The sequence below is a fragment of the Mycobacterium sp. SM1 genome (genome assembly GCF_018361265.1).
Classification (GTDB): domain Bacteria; phylum Actinomycetota; class Actinomycetes; order Mycobacteriales; family Mycobacteriaceae; genus Mycobacterium.
Genome location: NZ_JAFLNH010000001.1, coordinates 1,403,942 through 1,418,695, shown reverse-complemented (window position 1 = coordinate 1,418,695; position 14,754 = coordinate 1,403,942). Strand labels below are relative to the sequence as shown.

Genomic DNA, 14,754 nt, shown 5'->3' with positions numbered 1-14,754 from the left:
TCAGCCGGCGATCAACCCCTTGGCCTTCGCGGTGGCACCCGCATAGCGCGCCTGGACGTCCGCCCAGTTCACGACGTTCCAGAACGCCTTGGCGAAGTCGGCCTTGACGTTCTTGTACTGCAGGTAGAAGGCGTGCTCCCACATATCAAGCAACAGCAGCGGCACGATGCCCAGCGGGAAGTTGGACTGGTGGTCATAGACCTGGAATACCAGCAGCTTGCCGGCGAGGCTGTCGTAGCCGAGCGCCGCCCAGCCCGACCCCTGCACGGTGGTGGCGGCCGCAGTGAACTGGGCGCGGAACTTGTCGAACGACCCGAACGCCTCGTCGATGGCGGCGGCGAGCTCGCCGGTGGGTTTGTCACCGCCATCAGGGGACAGGTTTTTCCACCACAGGGTGTGGTTGACGTGCCCGCCCAGGTTGAACGCCAGGCTTTTCTCGTTCTGCAGAATCGCCGAGTGGTCGTCGTTGGCGCGGGCTTCCTCGAGTTTGGCGAGAGCGTCGTTGGCGCCCTTGACATAGCCGGCGTGGTGTTTGGTGTGGTGAAGCTCGTTGATTTGGCCCGAAATATGCGGCTCCAGTGCTCCGTAGTCCCAGTCGAGATCGGGCAAAGTGTAGACAGCCACGGGATTCCTTCCTTGATCGTTGGGGATCTACTTCTTACGCTCTACTCGCAAGGCTCGCGCCGCATCGCGGCGTTACCCCACAACAGTGCTCCATGACCGCGCACACCGCAAGGACACATCGCGATGCCGACGCGCTTCGGCGGGCTCAGAGCAAAACGACGGCGGCCAGGATAGCCAGCAGCACCAGGGCGATCAGCCCGGCGCGTAAACCGGCGAGCAGGTAGGCGCGGTTGTACGGCGGCGGGCCGGAGTACCAATACGAGGCTGACGCCGGCGATCGCGGTCCCATCGGTTGCGTGGCCATCAAACGACCTCGACCTGCACGTTCAACTGTGTCCCCCAGTGAGAAGAATCACAACCAACACCGGTGGTCGTCGATCATAGCGTCTGGGGTAACGCTTGAAAACCTAGAGTGATACCCGCGCGGAACCGGCATTTCGCGGTGACCGTCGAGGCGCTGGGCCGGGCGCGGGCGCAGCCGCGGCGCCGCAGCTTACCGCCCGGGCTCAACGGACTGGTTAGCGGGCCAATGGAATTCGCTCGGCAACTGGCCAATTGTGGCGACAAGGCTTGACCGTCGACATACGTTGTCCACAACACCAGTGGAGTTAGGCCTACTGAACGGTGTCAAAGAAGCATCCGCGCCCTCCGTTACCTGTGGATAAACCTGTGGAAATTGTGGATACCTTTCGGTAGTTTCAGGTAGCCAGGGCGCGTTCCCCGTGGGCGTGTCCCGATGGCGGTGGGTGCTGCCCGGCGGGGCTGGGGGCGGTTAGGCTGGTCTCTCGTGGTGCAGGTGTGCTCCCGGTGTGGCACGCGGTGGAATGTGCACGAGCGCCCGCGCGCCTGGTGTCCCCGCTGCCGCGGTGCTCTGTTAGCCCCGTTGCCGGCAACCGACCCCCGGTGGGGGACACCGGTGGGTGCCCAGATGCCGGCGCCCCCGGCGCGCGATGCCTCGCCGCCGCGGCTGCCGCCGGGTTACCGATGGATAGCGGTACGGCCTGGCCCGCCGCCGCCGCTCCGCCCGCGGCGGCGGCCCCGTGGACCCACTCCGCGCTACACCGTCATGCCGCGCTGGGGCTTGGCCGACCGGGCCGCTCAGTCGGTGGGCGGGCAAGCACCGTCGGCGCCGCGGGCCCCGGCGGCGGCCACGGTGCGCACCACCTTGCTCATCACCGAATTGGCGCTCGTCGTCGCGGCCCTGGTTTACCTGGTGCGCTACGTGTTGCTGATCATCAACCGCGACACATTGCTGAATCCGCTGGTCGCCACGATTGCGGTCTGGCTGGGTGTGCTTGGCGGCCTGGCGGCCGTCGCGGCGGTGATCACCTGCGCCGTGGTGCTCACCCGATGGCTGATCGCGCGGCGCGCGACGACGTTCGCGCATTACGGCCGCCCGGAACCGCGTCCCCCCTGGGCGCTGTGGGCGGGTTGCATGGTGCCGCCGGCGAATTTGCTGTGGGCGCCGGTGTACGTCATCGAGCTGGCAACCTTGGAAGGGCACTACGGCCGGTTGCGAAAGCCGATTCTGGTGTGGTGGATCGGGTGGGTTCTCAGCGCGGTGATATCGATTGTCGCGACCGCCACCAGCCCGACTCGAACCGCTCAGGGTATTGGGAACAATACCGTGACGACGGCGCTCGCCTACCTGCTGGCGGCTGCCGTCGTGGCCGCTGCCGGCAAGGTGTTCGAGGGTTTCGAGCGCAAACCCGTCGAACGGCCCAGCCATCGCTGGGTCGTGGTCCCCGGGGATCGGGTGCCGGCGCGGATCGCCGCCGGGGAGCCGGCGGGCCAGGAGCCGGCGGCATAATAGCGATATGGAGGCGGCCGGTAGGGTGTTGGCCGAGCATCCTTTTGTGGTCGCTCATCGTGGCGCCTCGGCCGATCGGCCGGAACACACCCTTGCCGCGTATGACCTTGCGCTGAAAGAGGGCGCCGACGGCGTGGAGTGCGACGTGCGGCTGACCCGCGATGGCCATTTGGTGTGCGTGCATGACCGGCGCCTGGACCGAACGTCGTCCGGAATGGGCTTGGTCAGCACCATGACGTTGGCGCAGTTGCGTGAGCTGGAGTACGGGGCCTGGCATGCCAGTTGGCGTCCGGATGGCACCCATGGTGATACCGGCCTGTTGACGTTGGACGCTCTGGTTGCGCTCGTTTTGGACTGGCGGCGGCCCGTGAAAATCTTTATCGAAACCAAGCATCCGGTCCGGTATGGCGCGCTGGTGGAAAGCAAGGTGCTGGCACTGCTGCATCGGTTCGGTATCGCCGCGCCGGCCTCGGCCGACCATTCCCGGGCCGTGGTGATGTCGTTTTCGGCGGCGGCAGTGTGGCGGGTGCGCCGGGCGGCGCCGCTGCTACCCACGGTGCTGCTCGGCAGGATGGCCCGGTACCTGGTCAGCGGGGCGCCCACGGCGGTCGGCGCCACCGCGGTGGGCCTGCCGATCACAACATTGCGCGAGTACCCCGACCTTGCGGATCGGGCCGCCGCCCGAGGACGGGCGCTGTACTGCTGGAACGTCGACGAGTTCGACGACGTCACCTTTTGCCGTGACGTCGGCGTGGCGTGGCTGGCTACGCACCACCCTCGGCGCGCCAAGGACTGGCTGCAGCGAAGTCCGATCGGTAGCGGCGACTAGCGCGAGAACGACTCGGCGCCAACGTCGGGCCCGGGAATCGCGGTTAGCCGCTAGCGGGGCCGTGCTCACGGAAATCGATCGCCGGACCCAGCTGGGTCTCGCTTTCCCGGCGCGCTGGCCCACTGGTGAGCCGACGCCCGCTCAGCGCAGCCCGGCGACACGCCCGCCCAGCAGCGCATAACCGACAAACGCCACGGTGTCGATGACCCCATGGGCGATCACCAGCGGCCACAGCCGCCCGGTGCGGTGCCACACGTAGCCGAACAGCAGACCCATCGCGGCATTGCCAAGCCAGGCACCGAAGCCCTGGTACGCATGGTAGGTGCCGCGCAACAGGCTGGAGCATCCCAGGGCGGCGGCGGGGCCGGCGCCGAGCTGGCGCAAGCGGGTGAGCAGATAGCCCACAACGACGATCTCTTCTGCCCAGCCGTTAGCGAACGCGGTCGCAACCAATACCGGGATCCGCCACCAGGTGTCGCCGAGGCCGGCCGGGATGACGGTGGCGTTGACACCCAGCATCCGTGCCGCACGATAAAGTCCCAGGCCGGGCAGGCCGACGACCGCTGCCAGCCCGATGCCGCCGATCAGGTCCGGGCGCCAGCGAAACCGCCCCAGCCCGATGCGCGCGGGACCTATTCCGCTGCGCCACAACAGGTACAGACCGAGCCCGCCCCAGGCGGTCAGTCGCGCGATGTACGCGAGGTTCAGACCCAGGTCGATCGGGGCGAAATACGACAGCCGCGGGTTGAGCGGGATCCGCTGCGCGCTGAGGTTACGCCAGACCGCGTCGGTCAATTGCAAGACTGCGGTGAGGGCGTTGACGCCGAACGTGACGCCGAGCACCACCGCGACCTCGATGCCCAGCGCGCGTCGCGGCACCCAATTGGGGTCAGGCGGCGCGGTCACCCCGACACGGTAACCGCCCGCCGGCCGATGCTCAGACCCGGCGGGCGCGGAGGCCGTTTGCGAATGGGCAACCCAGCAACACCCGGATAGCCTGGCTCAGCCCCTTGAGGTCATCAACCGGCTCCCGAAACGGCACCCGCACGTCACGGTCACCCCCGTCACCCTCGAGGCGCAACCGCACACCGTAGCGGTCCAGGCCCAGCGGGCGGACCTGTCCGCGCCGGAGCGACTTGGGGAGCATGGCGGCCAGGCGCGCGAGCACCTCTGGATGGGCGGCGTCCAGATGCCGGAGCAAGCACGATTCGACCCTGCAGAAGGGATCGGGTCGAGCCGCGAGCAGATCGGCGACGGCGACCGACTCGGCTCCGGTGGCATCGGTCACCACCAGAGATTCGATCGTCAGCAACAGCAGTGCATGGGTGGCGTTTCCCCTGCCCGTGGGCGTCTCCACCTGCAGCGGCACCGGGTTCGGGTTCTCGTTGGCGATCAGGTCGACGATTGGGGGCACCACGGGCAACGGGATTCGTCGAAGATAGCCGCGGATCCATACCAGCTCGCGCACCGGCTCACGCAGGGGCAACGGTGCATAGTCGACCAACTCCAGCACCGCCGGCGCGCGGGCGGAGCAGGCGATATTCGCCGCCGGCGCACGGTCAGCCGGAACGGCGACGGCAAGCGATCCGTCGCTCAGCATGTGATGGATGGGGGTGCTCACCGGAGCGTCGCGCTCCACGCCGAGCAGCCCGCCGCCGCCGCGGACGCAGATGCTACGGACACGCTCGGCGGTCGTCGGTGCGCAGCGGCGAGCAGGCAAGGCTACCTCCTTAGTTTAGGTAAGGCTAACTTAATATACCGGGGGCCCGACGACACAAGCGGGCGGGCCAGTTAGTGTTGAAATCGTGGCCCGCGTCGCATATCTCGGTCCCGCAGGGACATTTACCGAGGCGGCGCTGCTCCGGATGGCCGCTGCCGGCCTGATTCCCGAACATCGACCAGATACCCTGCGGCCGTTGCCGATCGAGAGCACCCCGGCCGCCCTCGACGCCGTCCGGAACGGCACCGCCGATTTCGCCTGCGTGCCGATCGAGAACTCGATCGACGGGTCGGTGGCACCCACGCTGGACAGCTTGGCCATAGGTCCGCCACTGCAGGTGTTCGCCGAAATTACACTCGACGTGGCTTTCAGCATCGTTGTCAAACCCGGCCGAGCCATCGGCGAGGTCCGCACCGTGGCGGCATTCCCGGTGGCGGCGGCACAGGTGCGGCAGTGGCTGGCCAGGCATCTGCCCGCTGCTGAGCTGCAGCCGGCGAACTCCAACGGCGACGCCGCACAGCAGGTCGCCGACGGCCGGGTCGACGCCGCGGTGAGCTCAACACTGGCCGCCGTCCAGTTCGGGTTGGCCTCGCTCGCCGACGGCGTGGTCGACGAGCCCAACGCCCGAACCCGGTTCGTCCTGGTCGGCCACCCGGCCCCGCCGCCGCTTCGCACCGGAGCCGACCGCACGTCGGTGGTGCTGCGGATCGACAACGTGCCCGGGGCGCTGCTGGGTGCGCTCACCGAGTTCGGCATGCGCGGCATCGACCTGACCCGGATCGAGTCCCGGCCCACCCGCACCGGGCTGGGCGCCTACATGTTCTTCCTGGACTGTGTCGGTCACATCGACGACGACGCCGTCGCCGAGGCCCTTAAGGCGCTGTACCGCCGTTGCGAAGACGTGCGGTATCTGGGCTCCTGGCCGACGGGGGCGCCAGCCGGGGCGGGGCCGCCATCGTCGGATCTGGCATCGCGCTGGCTGGCCCGGTTACGTGCGGGAAAGCCCGACTCGTCTCCAGGGTCCGAGCGATGAGCGGGCGGCTGGTGTTGCTGCGGCACGCCCAGTCCTACGGCAACCTCGAGCGGAGGTTAGACACCGTGCCGCCCGGGGCCGGGTTGACGCCGTTGGGTCACGAGCAGGCCCGGGCATTCGCGCGCGGGCACCCTCGAAGGCCCGCGCTGCTGGCCTATTCGGTGACCGCCCGGGCTGCGCAGACCGCGGCGGTGATCAGCGCCGAGCTCGGTGTGCCGGCCCGCGAGGTCGTCGGCATCCATGAAGTCCAAGTCGGGGAGCTGGAAAACCGCAACGACGAGGAGGCTCTCGCCGAGTTCCACGCCGTCTACCGGCGGTGGCATCACGGTGAACTCGAGGTGTCGCTGCCCGGCGGTGAAACCGGAGCCCAGGTGCTGAGCCGCTACCTTCCGGTGCTCACCGAGTTGCGCCTGTGCTACCTCGACAACCCCGACTTTACCGGCGATGTCGTCGTCATCAGCCATGGGGCGGCGATCCGGCTGGCCGCCGCGGCGCTGGCCGGTGTGGACGGCCGCTTCGTGCTGGATCAGCACCTCGGTAATGCGCAGGCCGTCGTGCTGGCCCCGGTCACCGGTGGGCGCTGGAGTTGCGTGCAATGGGGCGAGCTGTCACCACCGTTTCCCGCCCGGCCCGAGGTGACCGCGGTCAGGGACGCCGTGCGGTCGGACCCCGACCCGGTGGGCTGAGGCGGGTTGAGTTCCGGTCTAGACCGTTTTAGACCGGTTTAGACCGGTCACGCACCGGGGCCGCGCGGCGACCTGCGGATGGGCCGACCGGCCAATCAGGCACCAACCGCCGCCGCGGTTGGCTCGCCGCAGCCACAGCCGACCGCATCACAGTCGATGATGAAGGTGTGTGGTGTCGGCAGGGGGCCGGCGCAGCCGTCCTCGGTGCACTCCGGGTCGCGCAGCAAGTGGCGGATCAGCGTGCCATGGCAGTGCTCCACGCCGGCCCGGCAGTCACGACAGCTGGTGTCCATGGGTAGTTCTTAGCACCCGGCCCGGACAAATCCCGGATGCCACGCCCGCCTGGGCCGGCGCAGGGTCACGCCCAGCCCAACTCATGCAACCGATCGTCGTCGATACCGAAGTGATGGGCGACTTCGTGGATCACCGTGATCGCCACCTGCTCGGCCAACTCCTCGTCAGAGTCGCAGGCCTCGAGCAGCGCCTCACGGTAGATCGTGATGGTATCCGGCAGCGATCCGGCGTAGGTGCAGCCACGTTCGGTCAGCGCGACGCCTTCGTAGAGCCCGAGCAGACCGGGCTCCTCGGGGTGGCGGTCAGCGACCAAGACGACGACGTTGTCCATGACGGCCGCCAGCTCGTGGGGGATACGGTCGAGCGCTCCGGAAACCAGCTCATCGAACCGTTGCGGGTCCATCCGCACGGCCACCGTGCTACGCCCCCGGCGACGGCGCAGGGGGCTCGGCCGGCGGCGCGGAAGGCTCGGGAGGCGGTGGTGGCGCCTCCACGCCCGGCTGCGCCGGCACCTCGGCTCCAGGTGATGGCGCCCCGGGAGCGGGTTGCGCCGGAGGTTGCGGAACCGGCACCGCCGGCTGCCCACGAAGGTGCTGGTTACCCGGGCGCTGGCCGGTCGGCGACGCGGCGTTGCCTTGGTTGACGGGCACCGGAAGCGGTGGCGGGTTAAGCCGCTCCATCGGGATCTCCGGCGGCGGGATGGGTGGCTGGCCGTTGATCAGCAGCGGACCCTTTGCGCTGTTCGCCAACGTGGCCCAGCCACCGTTGCCCAGCGTCGCCCCGATGCTGCAGGTGACTTCACGGCTACCCGCCGACCAGCTGGGCGGTGAGATGGTGTTGTAAATCAGCGTCAGGGTGGTGGTGCGTAATTGGACCGGTGCCAGGTAGGCGTCCGTCAGCCGGGTGCAGGCCTCTTTGATGACTGCGTCTTGCTCGGGTTCGGGGGGCGGGCCACCGGGAAATTTCTCAGCGAGGTTCACACTGCCCGTGACTTCCATGGCATGCGGTCCTGCGCAGTCGGCCGGGACGTCGGTCGGCTGGTTGGTGGCAGGGTCGATGCCCAGGCAGGTGCCGGCCGGCCAGACCTTGGACTGGTCGACGTCGGCGACCTTGCCCTTGAAGGCGACCTGCTGATTGTTAGGGCCCTGCAACTGCAGGCCGCACAGCACGCGGCGATCTCCCGACTGGCGCCAGGCGCGGTCACCGGACCACACCATGCCGATGCTGAATTTACTGTTGGGGTCGAATCGGGAGCCGAGGTAGCGGCGCACGGCCGCCTCGCACTGCTCCTGGCTGATCTGTTCGATCCGCGCGGCAGACGGAGGGGCGGCGTTGGGCCCATACTCCGAGCCTGGGAAGGTGCGCATATCGATCGATTCGGCGACCTCGAAGCGGTGCTCGTCTTTGCAGTCGACGATGCCGGCGGACTCCGGCATGTTCTGCGGCCACATCAGGCAGTCGCCGGCGGTAGCGCGGTTGAAGGCCTCGTTACTGTTCGCGCCGGTGCTCGGCACCGGGTTGGCGACCATATAGCCGACCAGCCGCCCCGGACCCCGGTCGCCGATCGGAGTCACGGTAACCATGCCGGCGACCAGCAGGCCGCCCAACGCGGTCAACAGCAACGTGCGCCTGATCGCCACCGCCTGCGGGATGCTCAGCCACCGCAAAGCCGTCGACCGCGCCTCCACGCGGCCGGCGGGTAGCGGGTCCTGCTCGGCTATGTTCGACATCCGCTCCATTCTGACAGGCTTGACAAGCGGCGGGAAAACCGCGCTGTGTGGCGCGAGCCGACCGGCGTTGCGGGTGACGCCGAGCGACCGCCTGGTCGGCGCAGCGACCTGCGTCGACGGCGGCTCGCCGGGGCGGCGCCGCCGGGACCGGTGGCCGCGATGCAGGCGCACCCCGCGGGGGATTCCCCACAGGGATTGCGGTGGCCGTCGGGCCCGCCGGCCACCGGGGCGTTCGCTGGCAGCGGGCGACAGTAGGGTTCTGTCTCGTGATCGACCTCAAGCTGCTCCGTGAAGACCCTGATGCGGTGCGCCGCTCCCAGATCAGCCGTGGCGAGGACCCGCAGCTGGTGGACAAGTTGCTAGCGGCCGACGCCGCACGCCGGGCCGCGATTTCGGCCGTCGATTCGCTGCGCGCCGAACAGAAGACCGCCAGCAAGAAGGTCGCCGCCGCATCCGATGGCGAGCGCCCGGCGCTGCTGCGACGGGCCAGGGAATTAGCAGAGCAGGTCAAGGTCGCCGAGGCCGAGCTGGTGGCCGCCGAGGCGGCTTTCACGGCCGCGCACCTGGCGATCTCCAACGTCGTGCTCAAGGGGGTGCCCGCGGGAGGGGAAGACGACTACAAGGTTCTCGACGTCGTCGGGGAACCGGGCGAGTTCGCCAACCCCCGCGATCATGTCGAGCTCGGGGAGACCCTGGGCCTTATCGACATGCAGCGCGGGGCCAAGGTGTCCGGCTCGCGGTTTTACTTCCTGACCGGCCGGGGCGCGCTGTTGCAGCTGGGGCTGTTGCAGCTCGCGATGCGGCTGGCCGTCGAGAACGGCTTCATCCCGATGATCCCGCCGGTGCTGGTGCGCCCGGAGGTGATGTCGGGAACCGGGTTTCTGGGCGCACACGCCGAGGAGGTGTATCGCGTGGCAGCCGACGACCTTTACCTGGTGGGCACCTCCGAGGTGCCGCTGGCTGGTTACCATGCCGACGAGATCCTCGATCTTTCCGGCGGGCCGTTGCGCTACGTGGGCTGGTCATCGTGTTTTCGTCGGGAGGCCGGCAGCTATGGCAAAGATACCCGCGGGATAATCCGGGTACACCAGTTCGATAAGGTGGAGGCGTTCGTGTACTGCACGCCAGATGTCGCCGAAGCCGAGCACCAACGGCTGCTGGGCTGGCAGCAGGAGATGCTGGCCCGCATCGAAGTGCCATATCGGGTAATCGACGTCGCCGCAGGCGAGCTGGGTTCGGCAGCGGCACGCAAGCTGGACTGCGAGGCATGGCTGCCGTCGCAGGGCACCTATCGGGAGTTGACGTCGACGTCGAATTGCACGACGTTTCAGGCGCGGCGGCTGGCCACCCGCTACCGGGACGCCGGCGGAAGGCCGCAGATCGCCGCGACACTGAACGGCACATTGGCCACCACCCGCTGGCTGGTTGCGATCCTGGAGAACCATCAGCGTCCCGACGGCAGCGTGCGCGTTCCCGACGCGCTGATCCCGTTCGTGGGCGTCGAGCTTTTAGAACCGTTACAAACGTAGTTGGTCGTTGTTGGCCAACTGTGCCGGGGTAACGGTTGCCCGGCCCGGATCACCGCGTACGTTCCGGCAAGGTGGGCGAGATTCGGTTCCTCGCGTCCTTGGTCGGTGGCGGCTACCGGTGGTCACCTGTCGGCTGTCGGGCCCGGCCTGGTTGGTAGCTCTCACCACATGATCCTCTGGTCGCTGTGGTGTCACACCTTCCCGCCGCCGGGCTGAAAAGCCTTGGGCGCGACGCCCGATCACGGTGGCTGCTGCCTGGTGTCGGGTGACGTTGGGGTAGGGGCGCTGCCAGTGTTGGGCGCCCCAAATGCTGCTGTAAGCCGGGTTGACTGCCAGCAGTTGGATGCCGGCACGGTCAGCCATGGCTGCGAGCCTGTTGCGGAACACCGCGGTCGGGATGCGTGATATCACGGTGTGGCGGAACCGTTTCCCGCGTGCGCCGCGGCCCATAGTTTCCCGCCCGCTCATCCTGGCGTCGGCGAAGTCGAGGTCCTCCACCGCGATCGTCGCAACACCGTGGCGGCGCGTGTACTTGATCAGCGCGGTGATGGCGTGGCGGACCTGGGCGTCACGCCGCGACGCCGACCCGGTGAGGTCGATGTCGATCCGCCTGGGCGCACCCACGGGGTTGCCGTGGGCGTCCAGCCGGCGCACCGCCAGGTGCCCATCGTTGAGATCCACTCCCACCACCGACCCGATGGCGTAGACGCCGTCGCCGACTGCGCAATTGTCGCGGCCTACCCAGTACGGCACAGACGGGATCGCCCACGCCGCGGTGAGATACACCCCAGCCCTGCCGGGTTTGCGGCTGATCGCGTAGGACACCGAGTTAGCGCCGATGATCCGCTGGACCCATTCACCGCCGCGGTGCGCGAACACCGCGCGGCCGGAGAGGACGTAACGGCCTCGTGGGGCGTTCGCGAAGTGTTCCAACGGTTTCGGCAACCGGATACTGACCTGCCCGGCCGGGGTCACTGTGATCGTGAGATTCCCGAACGGTTCATCGGGCGAGCCGTTCGCCCTGATTCGCCACCGGGATGCCTGCCACCGCCGGCGCCACTGGGCTTCGGTCAGACCGGCCTTGTCGAGGTGATGGCGCGTCGCAGCCAGGCGTTTACCGCCCTCCACCACATGCGCCACACCGTCAGCGCGGTCCTGTTGCGCCCGGGCCAGCTCGCCCCGTAGATGCCGCAGCCTACGTTGCTTCTGGAAACGTTCAGCTTGGTTGGCATACCCTCTGGCGGCCTTGGCTTTTCGGCGGGCCTTACGCTCAGCGACGGACAGCATGTCCGCGGTCGGCGCCGCTAGACGCGCCTCGATGGTGGCGATCGCCGCCCGTAACCCCGCCCCATGGCGGTACTGGGCATCGCGGGCCCGGCGGACCCGATCATCATTGGCGGCGATGATCGCATTGGCCCACCGCGCTGACGACGCCGCAGTCAACCGTTTCTTGCGGGTATTCAACCGATCCCGACGCAGCTGTCGCCGCTCGTCGGCGTCGCGTCCCGCGTCGACCGGCCCGGGCCGAGACACCACGGCAAGATCAGCGCGACGCAACCGGCCTAGATGCTCAGCCACACGCTCTAACACCTGATCGTCCTGCGATGTCGTGCGCACCCGGGTGCTGATCGCCACGCCCACCGGTGCAGCGACCGGCTTCACCCCGCGCCACGCGCGCAACTCACGATCGGTCATGCCGCATCACCGGATTCGGTCTCAGCTGACACCGCGGCCCGTAGCCGCTTCGTCTTCGCCCAGCGCTGCCCGTACAGTCGGCCGGCGAAGCTGGTCACGATGGCCAGCATGTCGCGCGCCAGCTCTGATTCAGCTGACTCGTTCTCGGGCTGGCCGATGTAGACCACCGACACCCCATAGCCGGCCAACAAGTGTTCGATCACCCCGACCCCGAACCGCGCCAACCGGTCAGGATGCTCCACCACCAGCCGATCCACACCGGGTTTCATGCACTCGCTCAACGCTTTACCCAGCCCAGCCCGGCGGTCCGCCAACCCGGACGCGACATCGGCAAACACGATCAAATCGATGCCATGTTCCTGTAGTCGCGCGACCTGCCGATCAAGGTCACCTTCGGCCTGCTGCCGTCGAGACGACACCCGCGCGTACCCAACAGCCGTGCCTGTTCGAGGTTTACGCGTGAGCGCATCGAGGTCGCCGACCCGGAAGATCCGTCACCCACCGGCACCGCGGGCATCGGGCAACCGGCCCTGTTGGGTGTAGCGGCGCAACGTCCGCGTCGACACCCCCAACCGGTAGGCCGCCGCGGTCGCCGACACATAATCATCAGGGCCACGATGAGCCATGTCACCAATGCCTCATCAGGTCTTCGACCGGAAAAGGCAATTCGAGGCCATCTTCGGCCAGCATCGCCCGCACATCCGCTGCGGTGACGTTCTCGCCGTCCTTCATCGCGTAGAACGCCGCCTGTTCGAGGTGCTGCACGAATTCTGGGTGCTGCCCACACCAACGCTGCACACGTCGTTTCGCCGCGGCGCGCTCGCGCTTCTTCTTCGCCGACATCGACTTAAAGGCGTGTGCGCGGTGCGCGTTTTGCGCGGCCTTGTATCCGTAGCCCTGAGCATCATCGAGCACCTCACCGGTCGCCTCGTCGACGACGACATACCGCTTGTCATAGCTGCTGGACAGCGAGGCGCTGACGACAACCTTCGCGCTCATCGCATTTCCTCCATCACGCATCGAACGCACCACCAACGTGGCCAATAATGACCAACAAAACCATCCGAACCCAGACTGGCGAGAGTCCGGCAGTCACATACTCTCAAACAAGTCCGACAACAACCGGCCGACCGCTACCGGCCAACAAAATCACCAGCTGTTCTCAACCCGTCCGCTAGCCCTCCGCTAGCCCAGCTCACTCAACGCCGAGCGGCGTAGGTTAGCCGCTGCCCTCACAGCCGCGAGCACCGCAGCTGGTGACCGCGCGCCGTGAGACAGTGACCGGTATCTAAATTCCATTGCCACCCATGCAGGTTGCACGTTAATGTATTGCCTTCCACCACACCGAATTTCGAAAGATCAGCTTTCAGGTGGGGGCAGCGGCGCTGTATTTCCCAGCCGTCCAGTGCGATCGACGTGGTGTCGTCGTGGGCTTCGGCGAACCAGCCATCGGCGTAGGCGATCCGTTCGTCGGTCAGGCATTTGAAAAAGGTGTACAGGTATTCGTTGTAGCCACCGATCCGCCACGCCCTAAACCGTGCGGACAAGAAGATGGTGTTGACCCAGTCGGGCTCGTGGTCCCGCAGCACGGTTCGCACCAACTCTGCTGGCACCGCAAAGCCGTAACGGAACTTCTCGTTAGGGATCGGTTCGCGCACAACACGCTTAGAGAAATCCAACACAATGGTCTCTTGCTGGGTTCCGGCCGTAAGCACCAGTTCCACGGGATAGCCGATACCATCGCAGATTTCGTTGCTTTGGGCCATGAGAGGTTCGAACAACGCGCGCAGCGGCTCCAACAGCGAGTCACCACTGGGGGGCGCCCAGCGGGCCTTTTCCGCCGCCAGCACCGGCGCCATGCGGGCCGCGTAGTCGGCGATGTAGTCGGCTTTGCCATCGGTAAAGATGGTTTCGACGGCGTCGCTCGCAAGCGGGTGACTCAGCGAGTTCAACCGTGAGCCGGTGAACTCGGCGGTCGAGCCGGGGATCATCAGCAGCCCATGGTGATATCCATGTGCCCGCAACTGCCGCAGGAAGACCATCTGGTCAGGGAAAATGTTGCTCGGATCGCCGTGGTCGTCGTTGAGGTGGCGCAGCTCGGGATCTAAAAAACACGGTGGGCCCGCCGAGGGCACCACCCAACTGGCGCCCACCTGCGCGATGTACTGTCGGGCGCGGTCCATCTGGCGCTGGCGTTTCTGGATGCCGAACGCCTTTTTGGCGCGCGCCGGCATGTCGTAGACCATCGGGTACCAGATCGCCCCGGAGTACTGCAGCATGTGCACGTCGACATGCCCGAACTGCGAGCCCAGCATCTCGAGGTCCACCGGCCGGGAGTCGTTCATGTTGAACACCACGGTCTCGCCGTCGGAGACCGCCAGCGCCGAGTCGCCGAGCGGGCCGTCGGCGGGCGCCCGCAGCGCGATGATCATCACGTCGAGATCGCCTTTGGGCCCGCTGACCCGGTGCCTGACCGAATCGGTCGTCTCGAAGAAGCGCCGAAATCCCAGCTTCTGTAGCTCACGGCGCAGGTCGGGCAACGGATAGTCCGGCAGCAGCACCACCGCGTCCTTGTTGACGTGCTCGCTTAGGAGCTTGGCATCGAAGTGGTCCTTGTGCAGATGCGAGACATACAGATAGTCGCAGTCGCCCAGGGCGTCCCAGTCCAGTGCGCTGTTATCGGGGAACGGGAACCACGAGCCGAAGTAGGCCGGGTTGAGCCACGGATCGCACAGGATAGCGCCGGCGTGGGTCTCGATCCGGAAGCCGGCGTGACCGATGCTGGTGACCCGCACTGGTGCCCT

The 14,754-nt window shown here is 67.3% G+C and carries 16 protein-coding genes and 1 pseudogene; 5 read left to right on the top strand and 12 right to left on the bottom strand.

Annotation, left to right across the window (positions count from 1 at the left end; translation table 11 throughout):
• Entirely contained in the window at positions 1–624 is a 624-nt protein-coding gene (locus MSM1_RS06545; protein ID WP_213440726.1) for a superoxide dismutase, read from the bottom strand.
• 145 nt (positions 625–769) lie between these two features.
• A complete protein-coding gene (locus MSM1_RS06540) occupies positions 770–928 on the bottom strand; it encodes a hypothetical protein (RefSeq protein WP_213440725.1) in 159 nt (52 codons plus the stop codon).
• A 483-nt stretch (positions 929–1,411) separates the two neighbouring features.
• Here MSM1_RS06540 and MSM1_RS06535 point away from each other — a divergent pair, with 483 nt between their 5' ends.
• Positions 1,412–2,434 carry a DUF4328 domain-containing protein gene (locus tag MSM1_RS06535; protein ID WP_213440724.1) on the top strand — a complete coding sequence of 341 codons (1,023 nt, stop codon included), beginning with the start codon at positions 1,412–1,414 and terminating at the stop codon, positions 2,432–2,434.
• Positions 2,435–2,441: 7 nt separating this feature from the next.
• Positions 2,442–3,263 carry a glycerophosphodiester phosphodiesterase gene (locus MSM1_RS06530; RefSeq protein WP_213440723.1) on the top strand — a complete coding sequence of 274 codons (822 nt, stop codon included), beginning with the start codon at positions 2,442–2,444 and terminating at the stop codon, positions 3,261–3,263.
• A 141-nt stretch (positions 3,264–3,404) separates the two neighbouring features.
• Here the strand turns inward: MSM1_RS06530 and MSM1_RS06525 are convergent, their stop codons facing one another.
• Both MSM1_RS06525 and MSM1_RS06520 read right to left on the bottom strand, forming a co-directional pair.
• Complete coding sequence (locus MSM1_RS06525) at positions 3,405–4,169, bottom strand: CPBP family intramembrane glutamic endopeptidase (RefSeq protein WP_213440722.1); 765 nt, start codon at positions 4,167–4,169, stop codon at positions 3,405–3,407.
• A gap of 31 nt (positions 4,170–4,200) precedes the next feature.
• On the bottom strand, positions 4,201–4,983 hold the full coding sequence (locus MSM1_RS06520) for a DUF2470 domain-containing protein (protein ID WP_213440721.1): 783 nt from the start codon (positions 4,981–4,983) through the stop codon (positions 4,201–4,203).
• Between the two features lie 85 nt (positions 4,984–5,068).
• On the opposite strand from MSM1_RS06520, the gene pheA reads away from it, so the two are divergent.
• Both pheA and MSM1_RS06510 read left to right on the top strand, forming a co-directional pair.
• Entirely contained in the window at positions 5,069–6,016 is a 948-nt protein-coding gene (gene pheA / locus MSM1_RS06515) for a prephenate dehydratase (RefSeq protein WP_213440720.1), read from the top strand.
• Positions 6,013–6,702 (top strand): histidine phosphatase family protein, encoded by a 690-nt coding sequence (locus tag MSM1_RS06510; protein ID WP_213440719.1) that lies wholly within the window; start codon positions 6,013–6,015, stop codon positions 6,700–6,702. The genes pheA and MSM1_RS06510 overlap by 4 nt, the downstream gene beginning before the upstream one ends.
• A 95-nt stretch (positions 6,703–6,797) precedes the next feature.
• Here the strand turns inward: MSM1_RS06510 and MSM1_RS06505 are convergent, their stop codons facing one another.
• The 3 genes and pseudogenes from MSM1_RS06505 to MSM1_RS06495 all read right to left on the bottom strand — a co-directional run bounded on the left by MSM1_RS06505 (position 6,798) and on the right by MSM1_RS06495 (position 8,726).
• Entirely contained in the window at positions 6,798–6,995 is a 198-nt protein-coding gene (locus tag MSM1_RS06505) for a hypothetical protein (RefSeq protein WP_213440718.1), read from the bottom strand.
• Positions 6,938–7,411: pseudogene (locus tag MSM1_RS06500) on the bottom strand (metallopeptidase family protein). The gene MSM1_RS06505 and the pseudogene MSM1_RS06500 overlap by 58 nt, the downstream one beginning before the upstream one ends.
• A 4-nt stretch (positions 7,412–7,415) precedes the next feature.
• Entirely contained in the window at positions 7,416–8,726 is a 1,311-nt protein-coding gene (locus MSM1_RS06495; RefSeq protein ID WP_374101660.1) for a septum formation family protein, read from the bottom strand.
• A gap of 266 nt (positions 8,727–8,992) precedes the next feature.
• On the opposite strand from MSM1_RS06495, the gene serS reads away from it, so the two are divergent.
• A complete protein-coding gene (gene serS, locus MSM1_RS06490; RefSeq protein WP_213440715.1) occupies positions 8,993–10,255 on the top strand; it encodes a serine--tRNA ligase in 1,263 nt (420 codons plus the stop codon).
• On the opposite strand, the gene MSM1_RS06485 is transcribed toward serS, so the two are convergent.
• The 5 genes from MSM1_RS06485 to MSM1_RS06465 form a co-directional block, all read right to left on the bottom strand.
• A complete protein-coding gene (locus MSM1_RS06485) occupies positions 10,244–11,950 on the bottom strand; it encodes a hypothetical protein (protein WP_213440714.1) in 1,707 nt (568 codons plus the stop codon). The two genes, serS and MSM1_RS06485, sit on opposite strands and share 12 nt — an antisense overlap.
• On the bottom strand, positions 11,947–12,441 hold the full coding sequence (locus tag MSM1_RS06480) for an IS607 family transposase (RefSeq protein ID WP_307857341.1): 495 nt from the start codon (positions 12,439–12,441) through the stop codon (positions 11,947–11,949). The genes MSM1_RS06485 and MSM1_RS06480 overlap by 4 nt, the downstream gene beginning before the upstream one ends.
• A 3-nt stretch (positions 12,442–12,444) precedes the next feature.
• A complete protein-coding gene (locus MSM1_RS06475) occupies positions 12,445–12,576 on the bottom strand; it encodes a MerR family DNA-binding transcriptional regulator (protein WP_213440712.1) in 132 nt (43 codons plus the stop codon).
• Position 12,577: 1 nt separating this feature from the next.
• Entirely contained in the window at positions 12,578–12,949 is a 372-nt protein-coding gene (locus MSM1_RS06470; protein WP_213440711.1) for a hypothetical protein, read from the bottom strand.
• A gap of 233 nt (positions 12,950–13,182) precedes the next feature.
• Positions 13,183–14,745, bottom strand: coding sequence for a Rieske 2Fe-2S domain-containing protein (locus tag MSM1_RS06465; RefSeq protein WP_213440710.1), 1,563 nt, complete (start codon positions 14,743–14,745; stop codon positions 13,183–13,185).
• Between the last annotated feature and the right edge of the window lie 9 nt (positions 14,746–14,754).

Bases quoted from the DNA above. Each gene is read 5' to 3' on its own strand.
- MSM1_RS06530 (WP_213440723.1), top strand. From the start codon at position 2,442: ATGGAGGCGGCCGGTAGGGTGTTGGCCGAGCATCCTTTTGTGGTCGCT.
- MSM1_RS06470 (WP_213440711.1), bottom strand. From the start codon at position 12,949: ATGAGCGCGAAGGTTGTCGTCAGCGCCTCGCTGTCCAGCAGCTATGAC.
- MSM1_RS06485 (WP_213440714.1), bottom strand. From the start codon at position 11,950: ATGACCGATCGTGAGTTGCGCGCGTGGCGCGGGGTGAAGCCGGTCGCT.
- MSM1_RS06510 (WP_213440719.1), top strand. From the start codon at position 6,013: ATGAGCGGGCGGCTGGTGTTGCTGCGGCACGCCCAGTCCTACGGCAAC.
- MSM1_RS06505 (WP_213440718.1), bottom strand. From the start codon at position 6,995: ATGGACACCAGCTGTCGTGACTGCCGGGCCGGCGTGGAGCACTGCCAT.
- MSM1_RS06475 (WP_213440712.1), bottom strand. From the start codon at position 12,576: ATGGCTCATCGTGGCCCTGATGATTATGTGTCGGCGACCGCGGCGGCC.
- MSM1_RS06540 (WP_213440725.1), bottom strand. From the start codon at position 928: ATGGCCACGCAACCGATGGGACCGCGATCGCCGGCGTCAGCCTCGTAT.
- MSM1_RS06495 (WP_374101660.1), bottom strand. From the start codon at position 8,726: ATGTCGAACATAGCCGAGCAGGACCCGCTACCCGCCGGCCGCGTGGAG.